The sequence below is a fragment of the Halosegnis sp. genome, from assembly GCF_042216475.1.
GTDB lineage: Archaea > Halobacteriota > Halobacteria > Halobacteriales > Haloarculaceae > Halosegnis.
The window spans coordinates 1-21,216 of record NZ_JBDGTV010000006.1 but is presented as its reverse complement, the minus strand read 5'-3'; the positions used below and the strand labels follow the sequence as shown (position 1 = coordinate 21,216).

Here is a 21,216-nt window from a genome sequence, read left to right as displayed (position 1 = left end):
GGGGGTTTATCCGCGGCGCGCGCGACCGTCCGGGTATGAGCGAGGCCGCCGAGGACGCCGACGCGGGGGCCGCCCGTGGGCGCGAGGTCTGGATTGAAAAGTACCGCCCCGACTCGCTTGCGGATGTGAAGGGCCACGAAGACATCACCGAGCGGCTGGCGAGCTACGTCGAGCGCGACGACCTCCCACATCTAATGTTCGCCGGTCCGGCAGGCGTCGGCAAGACGACCTCGGCGGTTGCGGTCGCGAAGGAGCTGTACGGCGAAGACTGGCGGGAGAACTTCCTCGAATTGAACGCCAGCGACGAGCGAGGTATCGACGTAGTGCGTGACCGCATCAAGAGCTTCGCCCGCTCGTCATTCGGCGGCTACGACTACCGAGTCATCTTCCTCGATGAGGCAGACGCACTCACCTCCGATGCGCAGGGCGCGCTCCGGCGAACGATGGAGCAGTTCTCCTCGAATACGCGGTTCATCCTCTCGTGTAATTACTCCAGCCAAATCATCGACCCTATCCAGTCACGGTGTGCGGTGTTCCGCTTCTCCCCGCTATCCGACAAGGCCGTTGCCGCGCAGGTGCGGGAGATTGCCGCCGCGGAAGGTATCGAGGTGACCGACGACGGGGTTGAGGCACTCGTGTACGCCGCCGACGGCGACATGCGCAAGGCAATCAATGGGCTGCAGGCCGCTGCGGTGATGGGCGAGACAGTCGATGAGGAGACGGTGTTCGCTATCACTTCGACGGCACGCCCCGAGGAAATCCGCGAGATGGTCGATCTCGCGCTTGAAGGGGACTTCGCGCAGGCCCGCGCGCGACTCGATCACCTGCTCACCGAGGTAGGTATCGCCGGGGGCGACATCATCGATCAGCTTCATCGTTCGGTCTGGGAGTTCGACATTCCAGACCACGCGGCCGTCCGGCTGATGGACCGGGTCGGCGAGGCCGACTACCGCATCACCGCCGGCGCCAACGAGCAGGTACAACTTGAGGCACTGCTCGCCTCCCTCGCGCTTGAAGACGAGGACGAGAGGTGAGCGACGATACGTCCGACACGTAGCTGGACGGTCGGCTTGGCGCGTTAGGCGCGTGAAATCGGGCAGCGAGGGCTTCGGAAATCTTTTGCACTGCGCTCTGCTCCACACGGGTAATGAGTGACCTCGCCGCGGAGTACCAACTCGATTACTTCCACGAGAACGGGTTCACCCGCTCTGAGTGTGTCTCGTGTGGCGTCCACTTCTGGAGCCGTACGGAGCGTGACACCTGCGGCGAGCCGCCCTGCGAGACGTACGACTTTATTGGCGACCCCGGATTCGACGAAGAGTACGCGCTCGGAGAGATGCGCGAGGCGTTCCTCTCCTTCTTTGAGGAGCGGGGCCACGAGCGCATCGAGCCGTACCCCGTGGCAGCGAACCGCTGGCGCGACGATGTCCTGCTGACGCAGGCATCCATCTACGATTTCCAGCCGCTTGTTACCTCGGGCAAAACGCCGCCGCCGGCCAACCCGCTCACCATCTCTCAGCCGTGTATCCGGATGCAAGACATCGATAATGTGGGCAAGACCGGCCGGCACACGATGGCCTTCGAGATGATGGCCCACCACGCGTTCAACGCCCGCGAAGAGGTTGGCGACGAGTACGCCTACTCGGGGGAAGTGTACTGGAAAGACGAGACGGTTGCCTATTGTGACGAACTGTTGACAGAGATGGGCGCCGACCCTGAGGCGGTCACCTACATCGAAGACCCGTGGGTCGGTGGCGGCAACGCCGGCCCCGCTATCGAGGTGGTGTACAAAGGATTGGAGCTTGCGACGCTCGTCTTCATGTCCCTCGAGCAGGACCCCGATGGCGAGTACGAACTGAAGGACGGGAACACCTACTCGGAGATGGACACATACGTCGTCGATACCGGATACGGACTGGAGCGGTGGACCTGGATGAGCCAAGGGACTCCGACCGTCTACGAAGCCGTCTACCCCGAGACTATCGACTTCCTGAAGGAGAACGCCGGCATCACGCTGACTGATGAGGAGCGAGAACTCGTCCAACGGGCCGCGACACTCGCGGGCGCGATGGATATCGACGAGGCCGAGGATATGGAGACAGCCCGCGGCACCATCGCCGCCGAGCTGGGCGTCGACCGTGCCGAGCTGGCGGCGCTGATGGAGCCGCTGGAAACCATCTACGCCATTGCCGACCACTGCCGCACGCTTGCGTATATGTTCGGTGACGGCATCGTGCCGTCGAACGCCGGGACAGGCTATCTTGCGCGGATGGTGCTCCGGCGGACGAAGCGACTCGTCGACGAGGTGGGTGTCGACGCACCGCTGGACGAACTCGTCGACATGCAGGCCGAACGGCTCGGCTATGAGAACCGCGACACCGTCCGCGATATCGTCCGCACAGAGGCTGAAAAGTACCGCGAGACGCTCGAGCGGGGCGGCCGGCAGGTGCGCCGGCTCGCTGAAGAGTACGCCGAAACAGGCGAGCCAATCCCGCTTGAGGAAGTCATCGAGCTATACGACTCCCATGGCATCCAGCCAGATACCGTCGAGGAGATCGCCGAGGAAGAGGAGGCAGAGGTGTCGGTGCCGGACGACTTCTACTCGCTGGTGGCCGCCCGTCACGGTGGTGGCGAGGCGTTCGAGGAGACGGACACGGACCCAGAGGCCGATAGGGTCGCCGACCTCCCAGAGACGGACAAGCTCTTTTACGAGGACAACGAGCGCACGGAGTTCGAGGCAGTCGTGCTCGATGTCATCGAACGCGAGGAGGGATACGATGTCGTCCTCGACGGGACGATGTTCTACCCAGAAGGAGGCGGCCAGCCGGCCGACACGGGGACACTCGCTACCGACGATACCACCGTTGAGGTGACCGACGTGCAAGAAGTCGACGGCGTGGTGCTTCACCGCGCGACGGGTAACCTTGGCAAGGGGGAGTTCGTCCGGGGCCATGTGAACGCGACCCGACGCCGCCGGCTGATGGCCCACCACACTGCGACCCACATTATTGGCCACGCCGCACGCGAAGTGCTCGGCGAGCACGTTCGACAGGCAGGCGCACAGAAAGGCGCCGATTCCGCCCGTCTCGACATCGCCCACTACAACCGGGTCGACCGCGAGGCACAGAAGGAGATAGAGCGGGTCGCAAACGAACTCGTCCGCGAGAACGTCTGCGTCGAGGCCGAGTGGGTCCACCGCAACGACGCACAGGCCGAACATGGCTTCGACCTGTTCCAGGGAGGTATCCCTCCGGGAGAGGAAATACGACTCATCCACGTCGATGAGGATGTCCAAGCGTGTGGGGGAACACACGTTACCCGCACGGGCGACATCGGGCTGATCAAGTTGTTGTCGACCGAGCGAGTGCAGGACGGCGTTGAGCGGCTCACCTTTGCCGCCGGTGAACCGGCACTCAAAGCGACCCAGGAGACGGAGGATGCCCTCTATCAAGCCGCCGAGACGCTCGACGTTGACCCCGATGCAGTGCCCGAGACCGCAGCGCGGTTCTTTACCGAGTGGAAACAGCGGGGCAAGCGCATCGATGAGCTGAAAGAACAGCTCGCAGAGGCGCGGGCCGGCGGGGCCGATGCCGGCGAGACGGTGTCGGTCGGCGATACGACGGCGGTTGTCCGTCGGCTGGATGCCGACATCGATGAACTCCGCAAGACGGCGAATGCGCTCGTTGACGAAGGGCAGGTGGCCGTGCTCGGCTCCGGAGCCGACGGCGCGACGTTCGTCGTCGGCGTCCCCGAAGGGGTGTCGCTTGACGCCGGCGACGTGGTCGGCGAACTCGCACAGCGCGTCGGCGGTGGCGGTGGTGGCCCGCCGAACTTCGCGCAGGGCGGCGGCCCAGACGTTGAGGCACTCGACGACGCACTCGCGGCCGCGCCAGACCTGCTTCGCGCCCGTCTCAACGCCTGATTCAGGTCAGGGCGCCACCCAGCTCTCATCGCGGTGTTTGTCGGCGACCACCTCGCCACGGAACATATCGATTATCTCCATCAGCTCGCGTATCTCTCGTTCTCGCACGCCGACGTGATAGAGGGTCGCTTTGATTTCAGTGCGAACGACATCGAACTCCAGTTCTGTCACCTCCAGCTCCTCATGGGCGCCCTCCATCCCGCGGCCGGGGTAGACGTTCGGCCCGCTAGAGTAGGTCACCGTTCACGCTGTCACGAGATATTTGAACCCGGCCGGATCGTGCGTCTCATGGAACTCCGCGGTGATGGGGTTCTGATTGGCAGTGTCATTCTCAAACAGCCGCTCAGTCAGAACGTCGACAGCGCCGGCGATACCGTAGATTCCTCCCAGTCGCTCGTACAGCGTCTCGCCATCCCCGTAGTTGGGGATTTTTGCCTCGTCGCCTGTCGGCTCCATGTCGTAGCTGGGTTTGTCACTGTCACCCATGGCCTCCCTGTGAGCGGGTCTATAATAATAGTACGTCCACGATGTCGGCTGATCGGGCAACCGTCACAGCGCCGCGAGCAAAGCGTCGACATCCTCTGGCGTGTTGAACACGTGGACCGACGCGCGCACGCAGTCGCCCGGTACTGTGCGGACGTGGATGCCCGCTTGGTTTAGGCGCTCAACGGTCGCCTCTGGGGTGGGATCCTCAAAGGCGACCAGCCCCGACTCTGGAGGACGAGGAGAGACGACCCGGTCGCCGAGGCCGTCGACCAGCCGCTCGGCGAGGTATCCGATACGGTCGGTTACCGTGTCCGGGCCGAGTTCCTCCCGAATCGCAATGGCTTCGCGGAGTGCGGCGTGTGGCGCGAGCGACTGTGTGCCGACCTCGAACCGGGCGGCCGAGTTGTGGTAGTCGAGATTGTCAGCCCCCTTTGGCACCGCACGGTAGCCAAGATGGCGTGGCTCGAAGGCGTCTACGGCACTGGGAGCGATCCGGAGAAACCCGGCGCCCCACGTCCCGAGCAGCCACTTATGACCGGCGGCGGCGACAGCGTCGGCACCCCACGCCTCCGCGTCGACCGGATGGTGGCCGACCGACTGGACGGCGTCGACGAGTATCCGGGTCCCGGCATCGTGGGCGATTTCGACTGCATCCCGCACCGGGAGCCGTGTCCCATGGAGCCACGACAGCGAAGAGAGACAAACCAGCCGGGCGTCCGCGACGGCGTCAGCGTACGCCTCCCTGTCGAGCCGGCCAGCAGTCGTGGGGACTTCCCGTACCTCAACCCCGTCGCGGGCGAGCCGCTGGAATGGGAGGCGCCCAGCCGGGTGTTCAAGATCGGTGTGAACGACGACATCCCCCTGCTCCCATGGGAGTGCGCTAGCGACTCGCGAGATGCCATCGGCCGTCGAGTTGGTGAGCGCGACGGTATCGGGGGCCGTGCCGAGCAGGTCAGCGACGGCTGCCCGCGAGGCATCGTAGGCGTCCCATGCCTCGGGGTATGGGTTGCCGCGGTGGTGGTCTCGCTCGTGGGCTCGCTCGGCCGCGCGACCGGCCGCGAGCACTCGATCTGGTGCCGGACCACTGGCGCCGGTGTTCAGATAGACGGTGCCGTCCGCGAGCGCGGGGATGTCCCCCCTGAGGGTCCCTGGGTCCATGCCTCGCATGAGAGCCGTAGCGACGTAACGGTAGCGACGGGCGTTTAAAGACCGTGGCACCCGCCGTACCGGTATGGCAGGTCCCGACCCGACTGAACTGCGACGGGTCGTCGATGCATTCCCAGCACCACCCGACGACGAGCGGTTCGAGCGCGTCGATGAGTTGCTTGACGGCGCCTACGGCGCGATGGTCCGTTCGTGGTACCCCGAACTGCGCGAGCGGGCCGCGGGCTACGCTGACGGCAATCTCCTCCGCGAGGCGCTCGTCGTTCATGTAGAGTCGGTACCGTCCTTTCGGCTCGCAGACGGCGCCGCACCGCTGCACGACAGACACGAGCGGCTCGTCGAGGCGGCCAATATACTCGAGGAAGTGACTGCCGTCGCCGAGTGGTACCGCGATCTCCGAGCGCTGGTGACCGATGATCCCGCCGAACTGACACCGCTCGAGCGGTTGCTCCACGGAATCGGCTACGCGTTGGCGCACGTGCTCTTCCTTGGGGCATCGACGCCCAAACAGGTCGTCCGCCGGCTCCGGCTCGCGTACCGGTCGGTGGGCGTTAGCATCGACGATACCGCCTCGGCTGGCGGGACGGAACGAACGACCTTCACTTGTCCGTACCGGGATGTGGGGGCGGGCCGCTACGGGACGCGGTGGGTGTGCCACGAGAAGCTCGATCGCGTGGACGATGGGTACGTCACCTACCTCAACGAGCGGGGCATTGACTACCGGCGGCCGCGAGCCTGCCCAAACGCGGAGCAGTGTTATTCGACGGTCGCGCGGGACGGACCCGAGCAATGGTGGCCGAAAACCCCGCCCACAGCCGCCGAACTCGAACCGTGAGCGCCGACGACCGGCGGGCGTTTGACCCCGAGCTCGCCCGCCGGATACAGCGAGACTACGGGACATGGGCGACCGTCTACGACTGGTTTGCGCGGGCAACAGCCGATATCGGCGGCGTTCGAGCCGGCTGCGTGGCTGCGCTCGACCTTGAGCCCGGTGACACCGTCGTCGAGTTCGGCTGTGGCCCGGGAGTAAATGTGCCGGCTCTTCGCCGCTCTGTCGGGCCCGAGGGCCGCGTTGTCGGCATTGATATTACTGGGCCGATGCTGGAGCGGGCACAGACGCTCGTCGAGCGGCATGATTGGGAGAACGTCTCGCTGGTGTGCGCGGACGCAACCCGGCCGCCTGTCGAGGATGTCGACGCTGTGCTCGCCACCTTCGTCACGACGCTGTTTACCGATCCGTACGCCGTCGTGTCGCGGTGGTGCGAGCTGGCCGACCGGGTGGTCGTCGCCACGTTCGCTCCACGAGGGAACCGGACAGCCAACGCGGCGCTATGGGCATTCACGCGGCTGAATGCGCGGCTGTTCGATGCTCCTGCCGATGGCGCACTTGCGCAACTCGACGAACGAACGGCCGCCAGCCGGCGCGCGCTGGCTGATCACGCCGCGTGCGTCGAGACGCACCGCTACGTGTTCGACACTGTCACCATCCACGCAGGGCGAGTGGACGGAGTTTAGTCCGTTGGCGCGAACGCTCAGGTATGCCGCGGGCGCACAACGACGGCTGCGGGCTCTACTACGAGCGGGTCGGCGACGGCGAGAGTGTTGTCTTTCTGCCCGAGGCCGGCTTGGGCGCGTGGTCGTGGGGGTGGCAACACGATGCCGTCGCCGGTCCATACGAGTCGCTGGTCGTCGACCCGCGGGGGACGGGCCGCTCGGACCCAGGCGAGACGTACGACGTTTCGACGCTCGCGGATGATCTCGAGGCAGTGTTGCGGGATGCTTCTGTGGCTGGCGCCCACCTCGTTGGCCACGGCCTCGGGGGCGCCGTCGCGCTCGCGTACGCCCGCCGGCACAACCGCGCGCGCTCGCTCACACTCGTTGCGACGCCCGCCGCCGGCGAGGTGATCGACACGGGCGCGTTGGCGCAGCTATTTACCGACAAGTGGCCTGCCATCGCCTTCTCGGAGGCGTATGTCGGCGTCGCCCCACGCGGCGAAATTGAAGGCTGGCGTGATATTGACGACGCCGCCCCTGAGCCGCGCGAGCAGCTGTTCGAGGCCTATACCGCATTCGACCCTGGCGCCCTCTACGAGGTAACGACGCCCGCGCTCGTGCTGGGGCCGCTTGATTCGCCGGTAGTGCCGGAGCCGGCCTGCCAGACGCTTGCGCAGGGGCTGCCGCGCGGCGAGTACGAGCAGGTCGAGGGGCGTCACCTCGCGCATCTGGAGCACAGCCGTGCGGTCAACGACCGGCTGCTCGGCTTTCTCAAGCAGGCGTAACCAGAATGTGCGGGCGAAACCGGTTTCTCGCCGTGGACACAGTAACTGGTGATGACACGCCCGCGGCTCGCGTTGCTCAACGTCTCGCATGCGACACAGAACACCAGCCGGAATTTCCGACGGGAGCTTGAGGCGGATATAACGGAGTTCCGGCTGGTGGATGGCGATCGGCCCGCTGGCTTCGCGTTCGATGGGTTCGTCGTCACCGGGTCACGCTCCGCAGCGTACGACGACGACGAGTGGATTCAGGCCACGAAGGAGTGGTGTGGTGAGGCCATCGACCGTGGGCTTCCTGGACTGGGCATCTGCTTTGGCCATCAGTTGTTGGCAGACGTGCTCGGCGGTCGTGTCGAGCCAATGGGTGAGTACGAACTCGGCTACCGCGAAGTCCAGCGCGTGGCCGACGACCCCTTGTTGGCTGGGCTTGATGACACATTCCTCGTCTTCACGACTCACTCGGACGCAGTGACAGAACTTCCGGACGACGCGACGCTTCTCCTTGAGAACGATTATGGAATACATGGGTTTCGGCACGGCCGGGTCGTCGGCGTACAGGCCCACCCAGAGTACGACACCGACACCGCAGAGCAGGTCACTCGCGGAAAAGACCTCCCGGAAGAACGCATCGAGCGAGTAGTCGATGGCATCACCGAGACAGCATATGCGCGAGCCTGCAAGACGAAGCGGCTATTCGACAACTTCCTCGCCGAGGTGGATGGGTACCAGCCAACTGCGGCCGCGTCCCAGAGCCGACCAAGCGACGACGACTGAACGTCGCCGAATCGGGGGCAGCGTCCGGGTGCCGCGGGTACTTTACGTTGGAAACTCGCCGGGCGAGTGTTTTTACCGGTGGAATCCCCACTCGGGTATATGCTGGATTACGTGGGACTAGAGGCGGACCTCGACGCGGAGGAGCAGCTCATCCGCGACACCGCCCGGGAGTTCGTCGAGGAAGAGGTCAGACCTGACATCGGCGACCACTGGATCGAGGGGACGTTCCCGACGGAACTCATCGAGGAGATGGGCGAACTCGGCTTCTATGCGCCCAATCTCGACGGCTACGGGCTGGCGGACGTGAGCGAGACGGCCTACGGCCTGCTGATGCAGGAGCTGGAGGCATGCGACTCGGGGCTGCGGTCGATGGCGTCCGTGCAGGGTGCTCTCGTCATGTATCCCATTCACGCGTACGGCTCCGAAGAGCAGAAAGACCGACTCTTGGAAGAGATGGGCCGTGGCGAGACAATCGGCTGCTTCGGGTTGACAGAGCCGAACCACGGCTCGAACCCATCGGCGATGGAGACGGAAGCAGAGGCGGATGCCGACGGCTACGTGCTCAACGGGACGAAGACGTGGATTACGAACTCGCCATTAGCCGACGTCGCGCTGGTGTGGGCTCGCGACCGTTCCGACCCCGAGGAACCGGTCCGTGGCTTCCTCGTGGAGACGGACCGCGACGGTGTGGAGACGCCGAAGCTGACCGAGAAACTCTCACTCCGTGCCTCCGTCACTGGCCAAATCGAGTTGTCGAATGTCCACGTCCCTGAGGAGAATGTCCTTCCGGATGTCGAGGGCATGAAGGGGCCGCTGTCGTGTCTTACGCAGGCACGGTTCGGCATCGCATGGGGGGCAGTCGGCGCGGCCCGTGACTGCTTCGAGACGGCCCGTGAGTATGCTACCGACCGCGAGCAGTTCGGCAAACCCATTGGAAGCTACCAACTCCAGCAAGAAAAGCTCGCAGAGATGGCGACCCAGATAACGACCGCACAGACACTCATCTATCGGCTCACGGAGCTGAAAGAGCGGGGCGACCTCCGTCCGGAGCAGGTGTCGATGGCCAAACGCAACAATGTCCGGATGGCACGAGACCAGTCGCGTGTGGCCCGCGAGATGCTCGGTGGCAACGGCATCACCGCCGACTACTCGCCGATGCGGCATATGGCGAATCTTGAGACGGTATATACCTACGAAGGGACCCACGATATCCACTCGCTCATCATTGGCCACGACCTGACGGGGATCCCCGCCTTCGAGTAGTGCGACGACAAGAACGGGAGTACCCTCAGGTCGCCAGGCTCTCCGCCATCGGAGGATGGCTGCCGATCATCTCCACCCGAAACGGTGGCGTTGTGTCTCTATAGGACTCCGGAGCCAACGTTCACGTCCGCCGGACTGGCTCGTCGCGCCGCACTAACTTCCCCCAGATGTCACGCCGGTCGGCAGCCTCGCGGTAAAGCTTCTCGCGGAGTCGGTTGTAGTCGCGAAACTGTCGGAGAAATCCGACAGCACCATCCGTTCCGGGTGGGGCGACGTCGCTTCGGGCGAACGCCTGCTCGATTGCTTCCCCGTGTGAGTAAACTCGCTCGTCGGTGAACAGATGCGCGCCCTCCTCCCAGTCGTCCGGGAGTCGCGCGCGCTGCTCGTCGGTCAGGTCCGAGAAGCCGATAACGTCGAGCTCGGAGTGCTCGATGAGTTGTTCAGCACACCATGTGCAGAAGCCGCACTCGTCGTCGTACGCGAAGGTTGCGGTCATACAGAAGGGTACGGCGGCGACGAACTTGCCTCTTTCAGTCGAACCGGCCTGTCTCCGCGCGACACTCAACACACCGGGTCACGAGCGCGTCGGCGTCGTCGGCCCGCTCGACAGACTGTGGCGTCTGGTCCCCGCAATCCGGGCAGGGCCGGAGAATGGTGGTCTCGCCGGAGTCAGCAGGCGCACCGAGCGCGAGTGCGCGGACCCGCTCGTCGCCGTCGTTGCGGCCCTGCTGCCACTCGCCGGGTTCGAATCGGATGAGTTCGCCCGCCTTGACTGCAACCGTCGTTGGGTCCTCTGGGTCGCCGGTCTCGAATGTGACAGTCCCTTCGAGAATGTAGAACACCTCTTCCTGGTCTTCGTGCCGGTGGTAACCGAAGGCGAAGGACTCGCCGGGCGCGAGTTCATAGTAATTGAGCGCCGCGTTCATCAGTCCGAGTGCCTGCCCGAGAGGGCGTTTTACCGAGGCAGGCCCCTGCCAAGAGTCCAGGTCGTCAATGCGTATCTTTTCCATACTTTTGCCACCCACCGCCGCGATTAAAGACTGTTCCGACGCCATCGCGCCACCGCACGCTCAGTCCCAGTACTCGACAGCGTCGTCGATTTCCCAAAACCCCGAGACGGTCCGCTCGTCGTCGCTTCCAGGCGGCGACCCCACGAACACCCCTATTCCGTCATGCTCTGGGTAGACGGTCACATCGGGTTCGTGCATCGTCGAAATCATCAGGTAACGAAGCGCCCTATCACCGTCGGACTTGTCTTGGCTCGCAGTGTTGACAATCCGATGCGTGCCGGACTCGTCGGCTGGCAGGGCGACGTACTCTCCAGGATCCAGTGGAACGTCTGCACCGGCCATGCCTCGCTCCAGCCGTCCCTCCCCGGCAAGAATGTAAATTGCCTCCTCATTGGCAGTGTGGTAGTGGAGCGGCCACGACTGCTCTCCGGGATCGAGTTCGTATAGCGACGTGCCGATTCCTTCGCCGCCCGCGGCTGCGGCGAGTTTCTTTCGCCGGAATTGGGTTTCCCCATCGCCCTCGTTATCACACCAGTCGAGGTCGGCCTCGTTGACCATGGAACAGTCACCGACAGAACACACTTGAGCTACCCACGGCTGAAGCCGTGGGATTCAGCGTGGACTCCCGTTCTGGCCTCGGATGAGGCAGGAGAATAGCCTCCGTTCACGTTCAACGTCCCGCTGTTCAAGCGCACGCCCAAGGGTGCGCCTCCGTCGCCCCCAGTTTGGGTGCGACGGAAATACCGTAACCCGATGATCTTCGCGGCGTTGTAGTCGGCGTGATTCTCATAGCCGCATTTCAGACACTCGAAGTCTTCGTCCTCGCGGTTGTCTGGGTGCGTGAACCCGCAGTGCGAGCAACGCCGACTCGTGTTCTCAGGGTCAACCTGTTCGACCGTGATGCCGTATTCTTCAGCCTTGTACTCGACGTACTCGTACAGTCGATCAAACGCCCACTTGTGTCCCCACGACGCACCAGTCCGCTCGCGGATGTCGGTCAAATCCTCGAACGCTATCACTGAACACTCGTTCTCACGAGCCTCCGCGACCAATTCGTTGCTGATGCGGTGCATCATCAGCTTGAATCGGCCTTCCTCTTTCCGTCCAACGGATTGGATGTTCTGGTGTGCCCAGCGCGTCCCGCACTGATGGAGAGACCCACGGCGTTTCTCGTACTCACGCCGCCAGTGGTCGAACTCGTCGCCCGTCCAGAACGTGCCCGTCGAGGTAACTGCGAGGGTGTTCACGCCGAGGTCAACCCCGAGAACCGTTCCGTTCTCGGTGGTCGCCTGTTCCGACGTGTCAGACTCCACCTCCGTCTTGCAGTGGACGTGAAGCACCCAATCGCCGTCGTGATAGTGGAGTTCCGCACCCGTGGTTTCGTACTCGTCTGAAAACAGGTACTCCGAGTGCGGCGTGTCGCTATCCTCGTCGGGCAGTACGTAATCGGCTTCGATGCGACCGTCTGTGGTAGCGAGGCTCACGTGGTCGTCGTGGAATGTGGCGGTGCGGTGGTCGTAGACGACGTGTGGACTGGTGAACGTGGGTTTGGACGCTTTCTTGCCTTTCTTCCACCGTTCAACCACGCTTTTGCAGGCTTCAGCGGCCTTGTTCCGAGCGGCTTGCACCAGTCCACCGTTGAAGCCGTCTGTTTTCTCGCGCACGTCGTCGTAGGTTTCGTCGTCCAGCGTGGTTTTGCTGGTGGTGACGTACTCGCCTTGGAAAGCGTGGTCTACGACGTACTGAGCGCACCAGAGGAACGTGTCTACGGTGTCTTCGAGGAGTGCGGCGTCGTCGCTGTATACATCGAGCGCAACGGAGACAGTACGCCGCACCTCCATATCTTATATGTAGAACGGATGATTCTTGAACACGGGGGAGTCGCCCTGCTACTGGAGCGTGGTTTTATAAATACAAGGAGAATACCCGCGCCTTCAGGCGCGGGATGAATCCGACACCCCATTCCACACTTCACCGCCGATAGCAGGCTAGATATTCCACCGCTCTCAACCCGAACTTTTACTCCCAACGCGCCTATAACCTGTTATAGAGCGTTCCAAATGCTGGAAGTCCACCGAACACACCGAGCGAAAATCCGCAACCACGGTCAGGTAGCCGAGTCGCTCGACAGGCACGGGTGGAGTGCCAGCAAGCTCTGGAACGTCGCCAACTACCACTCCCGCGAAGTGTGGGAGGAGACGGGTGAAATCCCCGACCACGGAGACCTCAAAGACGAGTTGAAGACCCACAACAAGTACAAAGGACTGCACAGTCAGTCCAGTCAGCGGGTTCTGGAGGAACTCGCTGAAGCCTTCAACTCGTGGTACGGCTCCGACGACAACAGGGACAATCCACCCGGCTACCGCAAAGAGAACTACTACGACCAACAGGGCCGTCGCGTCCACGAAGAACACCCGCGGAGCACTGTGACGTGGAAGCAGAAGGCCATCAAACACGACGCCAGGAACAACCGCGTTCGCCTTTCAAAAGGTCGAAATCACAAGGAGTACCCCCGAGCGAGAGAGTACATCCTCGTCGAGTACGAAACCCGGCCCGGTGTAGACGTTGAGAACCTGCAACAGGTCAGGGCCGTCTACGACCAGTCAAAAGAACGGTGGGAGCTGCATCTCGTCTGCAAGGACGAGATCGAGACGCCGACCGCCCCCGGCAACGAGACAGCGGGCATCGACCTCGGCATCTGTAACTTCGCCACCGTTGCGTACAGCACCGAAGACGCCGACCTGTATCCCGGTAATCGACTGAAACAGGACGGCTACTACTTCCCGAAGGAAATCGCAAAATGCGACGACCCGGGGAGCGACGAGGCGACGCGACTCCACGCAAAGTGGTCGGAGCGTCGAACCCACTTCTTCCACAGTCTCGCCAAGCATATCGTTCAACGGTGTATTGAGAAACAGGTTGGTCGTATCAACGTCGGAGACTTGGAGGGTGTCCGTGAGGACGAAGACGGTGGCTCGAAAGATTGGGGTAATCACGGAAACCTCGACCTCCACGGGTGGGCGTTCGATCGTTTCACCGACATCCTCGAATACAAGGCGAAAGTAGAAGCTATCGAGGTCGTAGAAGTGTCCGAGCGCGACACGAGCAAGACGTGTTGCATCTGTGGTCGGGAGGACGACGGTCAGCGTGTCGAACGTGGCCTGTACGTGTGTGAAGAACACGACGACGCGTTCAACGCTGACGTGAACGGGGCGGAGAATATCCGTCTCAACATTGACGACGAAAGTAACTCCGAGTCTTCGGCCAGTTCGGGCGAGGATAGGAATACCGGCTGGTTGGCACAGCCCGAAGTCTACCTGTATGACCTGTCCAGCGGATTCCAACCGCAGGCACAGGTGGTAGACTGCAAACCCTAATATCCCAACCTCGGGATTCCTCCGCGTTCAGGCGGAGGAGGATGTCAATCCCAGTTGTCGGCTTCATGCCACGGCTAAAGCCGTGGGTTTTCGCCTCGTGTTTTCTATAAAAATTACATGAAGTCGGTGATGCTTCCCTGCTTGTTCTTATCGTTCTCAAATAGCGATTCGAGTGACTTGTTCAGTATCTTCAGCCGCTGTACCGTGTACTCGCGGCAGCCGAACTCCTCGGCAACGCGGGTGGCAACATCCATGTACTTGTTCACTGAGCCCTCGTGGACGGTGAGGTTCACCCCGCCGCCGCACTCCCGGCAGTCGCCGGTCAGCGGCATCCTGCGGTACTTTTCTCCGCAGTCGAGACAGCGCGTCTCCTGTCTGGAGAACGCCCGGAGGTTACCGATGAGGTCCGGCAGGAAGTGGTACTCTATGACCCGCTCGGCGACGTCCGTCTCGTCGACGGCCCGGAGCTTCCGCGCCAGCTCGAGCTGGGCGTCCATCTTGTCCATCATGCTCCCGAGCGTCTTGTAGGCCGACAGGTCCGGCCCGAGCGCGATGTCGGTCGTGTCGTGGGTGTGCCGGAAGCCGGTGTACTCGTCGTCGGTATCGAGCGTCTCCTCGGCGATGCGCACGTCGACGGACTCGGGGTCGGCCATCTCGCGGGTCGCCTCGTAGAACGCCCGCGGGTACCGGTCGACGATATCCATGTTGTGGGCCTCGTCGTCGATCTCCGAGGGGTCGATGCGGGAGGACATGACAAGCGGCGCGTCCATCTGGCCGCCCCGCTGGTCGGGGAGATACGACTTCGAGAAGTTGAGCAGCCCGTCCATCAGCAGCATCACGCAGTCCTCGTCGCCGTCGCAGTTGCGGCGCTTCGCGGCGTGGAAGTACGGGTGCGCGTAGCCGACCGCGGCGCTCGTGAACCCGACGACGCGGCCGACGACGGCCGCCGACGTGTGGGGCGCCATCCCGAAGACGAGCTCGCCGACCAGCTCCTCGCGGTCCTCGACGTCGTAGTAGGCGTCGAGGTCGTAGTACCGCTCCAGCAGGTCGTCGACGAAGTCCGCGGCGCGGAGCATATGCTCTGCGGCGCCGTCCGAGAGGACGACGTCCTGCACCTTCAGCTCGACCAGCTGGTCGTCGTGGCGCAGCGGCTCGTCGTCGACGTCCGTCTCGTAGCCGAGCTCCCGGAGTTGGTCGACCGTGACGTCGAGTTCGGTCGCCCGCACGGCCGTCACCGGGAGGTCGGTCATGTCGTAGCGGACGGTGCCGTCCTTGAACGCGCTCACGCCGTTCTTCGCGCGGAGGATACCCTTCTCCAGCGGCTCGGGCATCTTGTGCGTCGAGGTGAGCCCCTTCACCCCCTTCAGAATCTCGAAGGAGCCGTCCCGCTCGCCGACGGCCGCGAGCGCGTCCTGCAGTTCGGTCTCGAGGTCGAGCCGGCGCCGCTCGGTGGGGTCCGCGAGCGTCTCACACCGGGGACACTCCGCGCGGCCCGACTCGTCCGGCTCGACGGCCCGCTCGCAGTCGGGACACAGGTACAGCGGCTCGGTCCAGGCGCCACACTCCCGACAGCGGCCGCGGAACGTCTCGGCGGCACAGTCCGGACACTGCCGGCGGGCGACGGTCACGTCCACCTCGCCGGGCGTCGCCGAGACGTCCCGCTGGCGGGCGGCCGCGCTCACGTCCCGCTGGCTGCCGCCGGCGTCGCCGATGGGGAACAGCGTGTGGACCGCCGGCGACAACTCCCGTTCCTCGGACTTTTCCGGGCGGCCCATCCGGTTGCCGACCCGCGTCGGCGCCCGCTCGCGGAGCCGGAACGGCGCCGTCTCGTTAACCGCGCGGTGGCTACTCCGGCCGTCGTCGTACTCGCGGGCCGCGTCGGACAGCGTCGTCCACGTCCGCTTGAGGTCGGCGGTGAACCCCAGCGAGCGGACGAGCGGGAGGGCGTCAGGGACGGTGACCGTCTCCTCGCCCTGGCTGTGCTCGACGACGAGCGACTCGAGTGCGTCGACGACCCCTTCCGTCCGCGGGAGCACGAGCGTGCGGTCGCCGCCCGCGCTCGGGGGAGAGTCGAGCGCCGCGCCGTCGGCCTCGGCGAACCGGCCGGCCGACTCGACGGCGTCCGCGAGCGTCTCGAATCCCGTGACGGGGAGGTCGTGCCACAGGTAGGTGTATGCGGGGTGGAGCGGGGCGTCGTACTCGTCGACCCACGCGAGCGCGCGGTCGGCCGGCGGGTCCGCGAGGTCAACCGCGGGGTCGTCACGCAGCGCCTGCACGTCCGCGCCCGCGGCCGCGAGGTCCTGCTCCCACCACTCCGTCACGTAGGAGGCCGGGACGAGCGGGTGGTTGTTCTCGACGAACTCCCCGTAGTTGACGAGATACTCTCCCAAATCGAGCACCTCGACGACGCCGTTGCGCACCTCGCGGGCCTCTGCGGGGTCGTCGATGCGGCGCACGTCGCCGTTCGCGAGCTTCACCGTCGGCCCCTCGATGGAGTCGACGGGGACGACGCCCGCGGCCTTCCCCGGCCGCTCCGTCTTTATTTGGGTGCCCGCCGCGAGGAAGTCGTCGACGAGGTGCATCGTCGCGGGGTGGACACCCGCCGTGGCGAAGCCGTGGTTGCGCGCGCGGCCGTAGCGGAGCCGGAAGCCGCCCGCCTCCGAGGGGTGGCCGAACACCGGCCGGCCGGCGATGAGGTCACGCAGGTACTTCTTCGAGGGGGCGGGCCGCGGGGGGCCGGCCTCCGCCGGCGTGTCCGCGTCCTCTGCGTCCGGCTCCGGCTCTTGGCCGTCCGACTCGTCCGGCTCTCCGGGCTCGTCGGCGTAGCTGCCGTCGATGAGGTCCTGGAGCCACGGCCAGTCCACCTCGTCGAGCCCGCGGGTGTACCGCTGTATCTTCGGCGCCTTCAGCGCGATACCCTCCGCGAGGACGAGACACATCCCCCCGCGGGCGGCGTTAGTGTCCACCCGCTCGAGGTCGCGGAATCCCGACACCTCCTCGTCGCCGGTCGCCTCGCCGTCGAGCATGATGGGGACGTGCTGGGCGATGAACCGTGTCTCGTCGCCCTTCGGCGTGTACTGGAGGCCTGTCTCAGAGTCGTACAACGCCACCTCCTCGGCGTACCGCTCCACCTCCTCGTCGCGGGCGCGGTACCCGTCGACGTCGAGCAGCGCGCGGGCGTAGTCCGCCACAAGCACCGACAGCGCCTGTGCGGTGCCGCCCGCCGACCGAATCGGTCCGGCGTAGTAGACGTTAACGAACTCCGTGCCGTCGTCGTTCTCTAGTAATTCCACGCGGTCGATACCCTCAATTGGCGCAGCGACGACCCCCTCCGTGAGCAGGGCGACCGCAGTTCGGACCGCCCCTTCTATCTTGCCCGCCCGGGAATCGTAGTCGCCGACTGTCCCCTCGACGAAGTCGGTGACGAGTTCCAGCGCCGCTTCCTCGCGGGACATCTCCCCTTCAAGCTCGCGTACCCGCTCGGCAACGCCGTCGATACCGAGGATATTTTCCACCCGGTCAGCCATATCCTGGGCGACCGGGATTTCCACCTCGGGGGTCGGATCTTCGCCACGGGATCGGGCCTGCTCGGCGACAGCGAAGGCGTCGTCAAGCTCCGACTCAAGCCGCTGGAAGTACTCGTCCATCTCAGAACGGCCACAAATCGAGCTCCGTGGTCTCATCATGAGCCCGCCGGAGCGTCGCGTCGAACTCGCGAACGTACAGTTCACCCGCGAACACCGTCGCACTATTGAGATGGCCCGCAAGAGAGGTACCATCCGCGCGCGAGCAAACGGCGTGGGTATGAGCGAACGGCTCGTCGTCAAGAAGTGAGATGTTCCCTACACAGGAGGCCACCTCTAATGGTTCGTCGAACGACGCGGGGTAGTACTCCTTGTCCGTCTGGTCGTAAAAGTAGAACTCGGCGTCCTGCACTGCGCCGAGGCCGACAAAGAAGCCTGCCTCGATGTTCTCCTCGGCAGCGAACGACTCTATCTGGCCACGCCAGTCGCGGTCATGCTCGAGTCGCGCGACGAACTCGCGGCCACCCTCAAGCGCGCGATAATCCATGCCGTCTACGACCGGACCCGGCGACTAAAGCTTACCGTGACAACGGAATCTCCACGTGAAACAGAGGGGTGTCAGTCCTCTTTCGACGCGTCAACTCAGTTGTCGAACCGCGCTTGGACAAACGGCTGTGCGTCCTCCACCTCGCCGATACGCGAGTCAGACAATAATACAGCCTCCGTCTCCTCGATGGGTACGGACAGCGATATCTCCTTAGTACGGCCGTAGCGGCCCTTGGAGACAACGACAGCGTTGACAATGCCGAGCATATCGAGCTCGGAAATAAGGTCTGTTACCCGGCGCTGAGTAAGCACGTCAGCGCCAATCTCCTCGCAGAGCCGCTTATAGATATTGAAGACCTCGCCAGTGTTGGTATTGTGGACGCCGTTCTTCTCCAGCAAGATAGTCGCGTATAGAACCAGCTTCGACTGAGTTGGGAGTGTTCGTACCACCTCAACGACCCGGTCGAGTTCAATCTTCTCCTGCGCCTTGCGGACGTGCTCCTCGTTCACCTCGTCAGTCTGGTCTCGCTCGGCGAGTTCGCCGGCAGTGCGCAGCAGGTCGAGAGCGCGGCGGGCGTCCCCGTGTTCCTGTGCAGCAAAGGCCGCACAGAGCGGAATCACATCATCATCGAGCGAATCGGGCTTGAACGCCACCTCCGACCGCTGCTGGAGGATGTCACGCAGCTGGGTGGCGTCGTACGGCGGGAAGACAATCTCTTCTTCGCCGAGACTCGACTTGACGCGGGGATCGAGGAAGTCGGTGAACTTCAGATCGTTTGAGATGCCCATGATGGACACCCGCGAGTTCTCGAGTTCGGAGTTCATCCGCGAGAGGTTGTAGAGGGTGTCGTCGCCGCTTTTTTCGACCAGCTTGTCGATCTCGTCGAGCATGATGACGACGACCCGCTCGTGGTAGTCGACGGCGTCGAAGAACGTCTGGTAGACGCGGTCCGTCGGCCAGCCGGTCATGGGCGCCGGCTCGAACCTCTCGCGGTCTGCCTCCAGCTCCTCGATGCGTTCCTCAAGAGCGGCGACGCTCTCGAAGGAGCCCTCTCTCCCCGTGTCGATATCGGGGTCCGCGACCACCGTATCGGGGTCTGTCGAGTCCGCCGCCGTTTCGTGGAGAGTACGCAGCGCCGAGAGCTTCCGGTCGATGACCGCCTCATTCTTCTCAATGAACTTGTTGGCCAGCTGCGCGAGTACCCGGTACTGGGTGTCAGTCACCTCGCAGTTGATGTACTCCACCTCGCAGGGGACCTCGTACTTCTGGGAGGTGGTCTCCAGTTCCTCGGAGACGAACTTCGCGCTGGCCGTCTTCCCCGTCCCCGTCTTCCCGTAGATGAGGATGTTTGAGGGGGTGTCCCCGCGCAGTGCGGTGACGAGGATGGTCGCCATGTTGTTGATCTGTTCCTCGCGGTGGGGGAGCTTGTGGGGCGTGTAGGAGGGACGCAACACCTCCTTGTCCTCGAAGATGGGCTTCCCCTCGAGGAGGTCATCGAACAGCCCCCGGGAGGCCTCGTCCGGGTCGCTCGCTTCGTCGAGCACGATGTCGTCGAGGTCGATGTCACCGTCGTCGAGGGCGCCGGCACCCGCCGTCCGAGCCGGGTCGGTCCCGTCGGTGTCGAGGTAGGATACCCCCTCGGCATCAGCCGGGTCGTCCGCCTCTCCGCCGCTGCCGGCGGCATCCTCGGCTCGGTCGGCGGTGTCGTCGTCGGTCATTGCGCTAGTAGTCAACCCCTCTGTTTCGAGTGGAACGCCGGAGCGCACCGGTCTCTACCCCCGCGAGACCGCCAGAGACGGTCGTTGTCGGTGGTTTCAGTGTGGTCGGCGGTTCCAAGTGATGCAGACGAACTGCAGGTGACAACGGGTATTAAAAATTGTGGTAAGCGCGCCGATGGGCTCGCGAGCCGCGGCGTCGCCACCCCCGAACACCCCCACCCCTTTGTTTCGGGTGGAACGAGCGTCGAACGCGGGGTAGGGGCCGGAACGACTCAACGGTCCTCTAGCATAGCGGTATCTTTATTATACATTACGTGCAACTAAACCCGTAGTAGAGACAAACGGTTGTCGTGGGGTTGTCGTCGTCGGTGTATGGGTCATACGTCCGACAGCGTTCTGCTCGCGGCGCGTCTCGGCGGTTCCACCGCTCGCCCCGGTTGTGTCCGTCTGTCCGCCTCCTCAAAGGTTCCACCTGAAACGAAGGGGTGGGGGTTCGGCCAACCGGTCCGCCGTCCGCCGGGGCCGGCCCGCCGACTCGCTCCCCGTCGCTTCCCTTGACGACCGACGCGACCCGCCGAGAACGACATACGACCTGTCTGTCGTCGGAGATGTGTCTGACACAATGTTAAGTAGATACGGGCGGGTGATACGGTCAGAGCGGCTCGACTTCCACCCGAAACGGGCCGACGGAGGAAAGGATGGGAATACTCACAGAGCTCAGGTCAAGCATATCCGGCCTGTTCGCCGGGTCGGAGCCGAAGCGGATCGGCATCTACGGCCCGCCGAACGCCGGCAAGACGACGCTCGCGAACCGAATTGCCCGCGACTGGACCGGCGACGCCGTCGGACCGGAGAGCCACGTGCCCCACGAGACCCGTCGGGCGCGCCGCAAGGAGAACGTCGAGATCAAGCGCAATGGCAACTCCGTCAGCATCGACATCGTCGACACGCCGGGCGTGGCGACGAAGGTCGACTACGAGGAGTTCCTCGAGCACGATATCGACAAGGAGGACGCGGTCCGCCGGTCGCGGGAAGCGACCGAGGGGGTCGCGGAGGCGATGCACTGGCTCCGAGAAGACGTCGACGGCGTCATCTACGTGCTCGACGCCACGACCGACCCGTTCACGCAGGTGAACACGATGCTCATCGGCATCA

Annotated in this window: 19 protein-coding genes; 9 read left to right on the top strand and 10 right to left on the bottom strand. The window is 64.1% G+C overall.

Translation table 11 applies throughout. The features are described from left to right. The first annotated feature begins 35 nt into the window (after positions 1-35). Positions 36-1,034, top strand: a complete 999-nt coding sequence (locus ABEJ63_RS02615; RefSeq protein WP_375794792.1) for a replication factor C small subunit — start codon at positions 36-38, stop codon at positions 1,032-1,034. Positions 1,035-1,147: 113 nt separating this feature from the next. Further along, positions 1,148-3,922, top strand: a complete 2,775-nt coding sequence (gene alaS, locus ABEJ63_RS02610; protein ID WP_375794791.1) for an alanine--tRNA ligase — start codon at positions 1,148-1,150, stop codon at positions 3,920-3,922. Between the two features lie 6 nt (positions 3,923-3,928). Here the strand turns inward: alaS and ABEJ63_RS02605 are convergent, their stop codons facing one another. From ABEJ63_RS02605 to ABEJ63_RS02595, 3 genes are all read right to left on the bottom strand, one after another. Then, on the bottom strand, positions 3,929-4,162 hold the full coding sequence (locus tag ABEJ63_RS02605) for a hypothetical protein (RefSeq protein ID WP_375794790.1): 234 nt from the start codon (positions 4,160-4,162) through the stop codon (positions 3,929-3,931). A 3-nt stretch (positions 4,163-4,165) separates the two neighbouring features. Continuing rightward, the gene (locus tag ABEJ63_RS02600) at positions 4,166-4,408 is read right to left on the bottom strand and encodes a hypothetical protein (protein WP_375794789.1); all 243 of its coding nucleotides are present in this window, start codon (positions 4,406-4,408) and stop codon (positions 4,166-4,168) included. A gap of 63 nt (positions 4,409-4,471) precedes the next feature. Beyond that, positions 4,472-5,566: an aminotransferase class V-fold PLP-dependent enzyme gene (locus ABEJ63_RS02595; protein WP_375794788.1), complete on the bottom strand. Its 1,095-nt coding sequence runs from the start codon at positions 5,564-5,566 to the stop codon at positions 4,472-4,474. A 73-nt stretch (positions 5,567-5,639) separates the two neighbouring features. On the opposite strand from ABEJ63_RS02595, the gene ABEJ63_RS02590 reads away from it, so the two are divergent. The 5 genes from ABEJ63_RS02590 (at position 5,640) to ABEJ63_RS02570 (ending at position 9,885) form a co-directional block, all read left to right on the top strand. Continuing rightward, positions 5,640-6,407, top strand: coding sequence for a hypothetical protein (locus ABEJ63_RS02590; protein ID WP_375794787.1), 768 nt, complete (start codon positions 5,640-5,642; stop codon positions 6,405-6,407). Next, positions 6,362-7,087: a class I SAM-dependent methyltransferase gene (locus ABEJ63_RS02585; protein ID WP_375794786.1), complete on the top strand. Its 726-nt coding sequence runs from the start codon at positions 6,362-6,364 to the stop codon at positions 7,085-7,087. The genes ABEJ63_RS02590 and ABEJ63_RS02585 overlap by 46 nt, the downstream gene beginning before the upstream one ends. A 23-nt stretch (positions 7,088-7,110) precedes the next feature. After that, the gene (locus ABEJ63_RS02580; protein WP_375794785.1) at positions 7,111-7,851 is read left to right on the top strand and encodes an alpha/beta fold hydrolase; all 741 of its coding nucleotides are present in this window, start codon (positions 7,111-7,113) and stop codon (positions 7,849-7,851) included. 51 nt (positions 7,852-7,902) lie between these two features. Then, entirely contained in the window at positions 7,903-8,622 is a 720-nt protein-coding gene (locus tag ABEJ63_RS02575; RefSeq protein ID WP_375794784.1) for a type 1 glutamine amidotransferase, read from the top strand. A gap of 99 nt (positions 8,623-8,721) precedes the next feature. After that, positions 8,722-9,885 (top strand): acyl-CoA dehydrogenase family protein, encoded by a 1,164-nt coding sequence (locus ABEJ63_RS02570; protein ID WP_375794783.1) that lies wholly within the window; start codon positions 8,722-8,724, stop codon positions 9,883-9,885. A 121-nt stretch (positions 9,886-10,006) separates the two neighbouring features. On the opposite strand, the gene ABEJ63_RS02565 is transcribed toward ABEJ63_RS02570, so the two are convergent. Genes ABEJ63_RS02565 through ABEJ63_RS02550 form a run of 4 tightly spaced genes read right to left on the bottom strand, consistent with a single transcriptional unit; the run spans position 10,007 to position 12,736 of the window. Beyond that, a complete protein-coding gene (locus ABEJ63_RS02565) occupies positions 10,007-10,381 on the bottom strand; it encodes a DCC1-like thiol-disulfide oxidoreductase family protein (RefSeq protein WP_375794782.1) in 375 nt (124 codons plus the stop codon). A 34-nt stretch (positions 10,382-10,415) separates the two neighbouring features. Beyond that, on the bottom strand, positions 10,416-10,895 hold the full coding sequence (locus ABEJ63_RS02560; protein WP_375794781.1) for a cupin domain-containing protein: 480 nt from the start codon (positions 10,893-10,895) through the stop codon (positions 10,416-10,418). A 60-nt stretch (positions 10,896-10,955) separates the two neighbouring features. Further along, positions 10,956-11,453, bottom strand: a complete 498-nt coding sequence (locus ABEJ63_RS02555; RefSeq protein ID WP_375794780.1) for a cupin domain-containing protein — start codon at positions 11,451-11,453, stop codon at positions 10,956-10,958. A 29-nt stretch (positions 11,454-11,482) separates the two neighbouring features. Further along, positions 11,483-12,736: an RNA-guided endonuclease InsQ/TnpB family protein gene (locus ABEJ63_RS02550; protein WP_375794779.1), complete on the bottom strand. Its 1,254-nt coding sequence runs from the start codon at positions 12,734-12,736 to the stop codon at positions 11,483-11,485. 219 nt (positions 12,737-12,955) lie between these two features. Between ABEJ63_RS02550 and ABEJ63_RS02545 the strand changes: the two genes are divergently transcribed. Then, positions 12,956-14,272 (top strand): RNA-guided endonuclease InsQ/TnpB family protein, encoded by a 1,317-nt coding sequence (locus tag ABEJ63_RS02545; RefSeq protein ID WP_375794778.1) that lies wholly within the window; start codon positions 12,956-12,958, stop codon positions 14,270-14,272. Between the two features lie 113 nt (positions 14,273-14,385). On the opposite strand, the gene ABEJ63_RS02540 is transcribed toward ABEJ63_RS02545, so the two are convergent. The 3 genes from ABEJ63_RS02540 to ABEJ63_RS02530 all read right to left on the bottom strand — a co-directional run bounded on the left by ABEJ63_RS02540 (position 14,386) and on the right by ABEJ63_RS02530 (position 20,061). Next, entirely contained in the window at positions 14,386-17,919 is a 3,534-nt protein-coding gene (locus tag ABEJ63_RS02540) for a DNA polymerase II large subunit (protein WP_375794777.1), read from the bottom strand. A 1-nt stretch (position 17,920) separates the two neighbouring features. Then, complete coding sequence (locus tag ABEJ63_RS02535; protein WP_375794776.1) at positions 17,921-18,343, bottom strand: PPC domain-containing DNA-binding protein; 423 nt, start codon at positions 18,341-18,343, stop codon at positions 17,921-17,923. 95 nt (positions 18,344-18,438) lie between these two features. Continuing rightward, a complete protein-coding gene (locus tag ABEJ63_RS02530) occupies positions 18,439-20,061 on the bottom strand; it encodes a Cdc6/Cdc18 family protein (protein ID WP_375794775.1) in 1,623 nt (540 codons plus the stop codon). Positions 20,062-20,759: 698 nt separating this feature from the next. Between ABEJ63_RS02530 and ABEJ63_RS02525 the strand changes: the two genes are divergently transcribed. Next, the coding region (locus ABEJ63_RS02525) for a GTPase (protein ID WP_375794774.1) at positions 20,760-21,216 on the top strand (457 nt) is incomplete at its 3' end.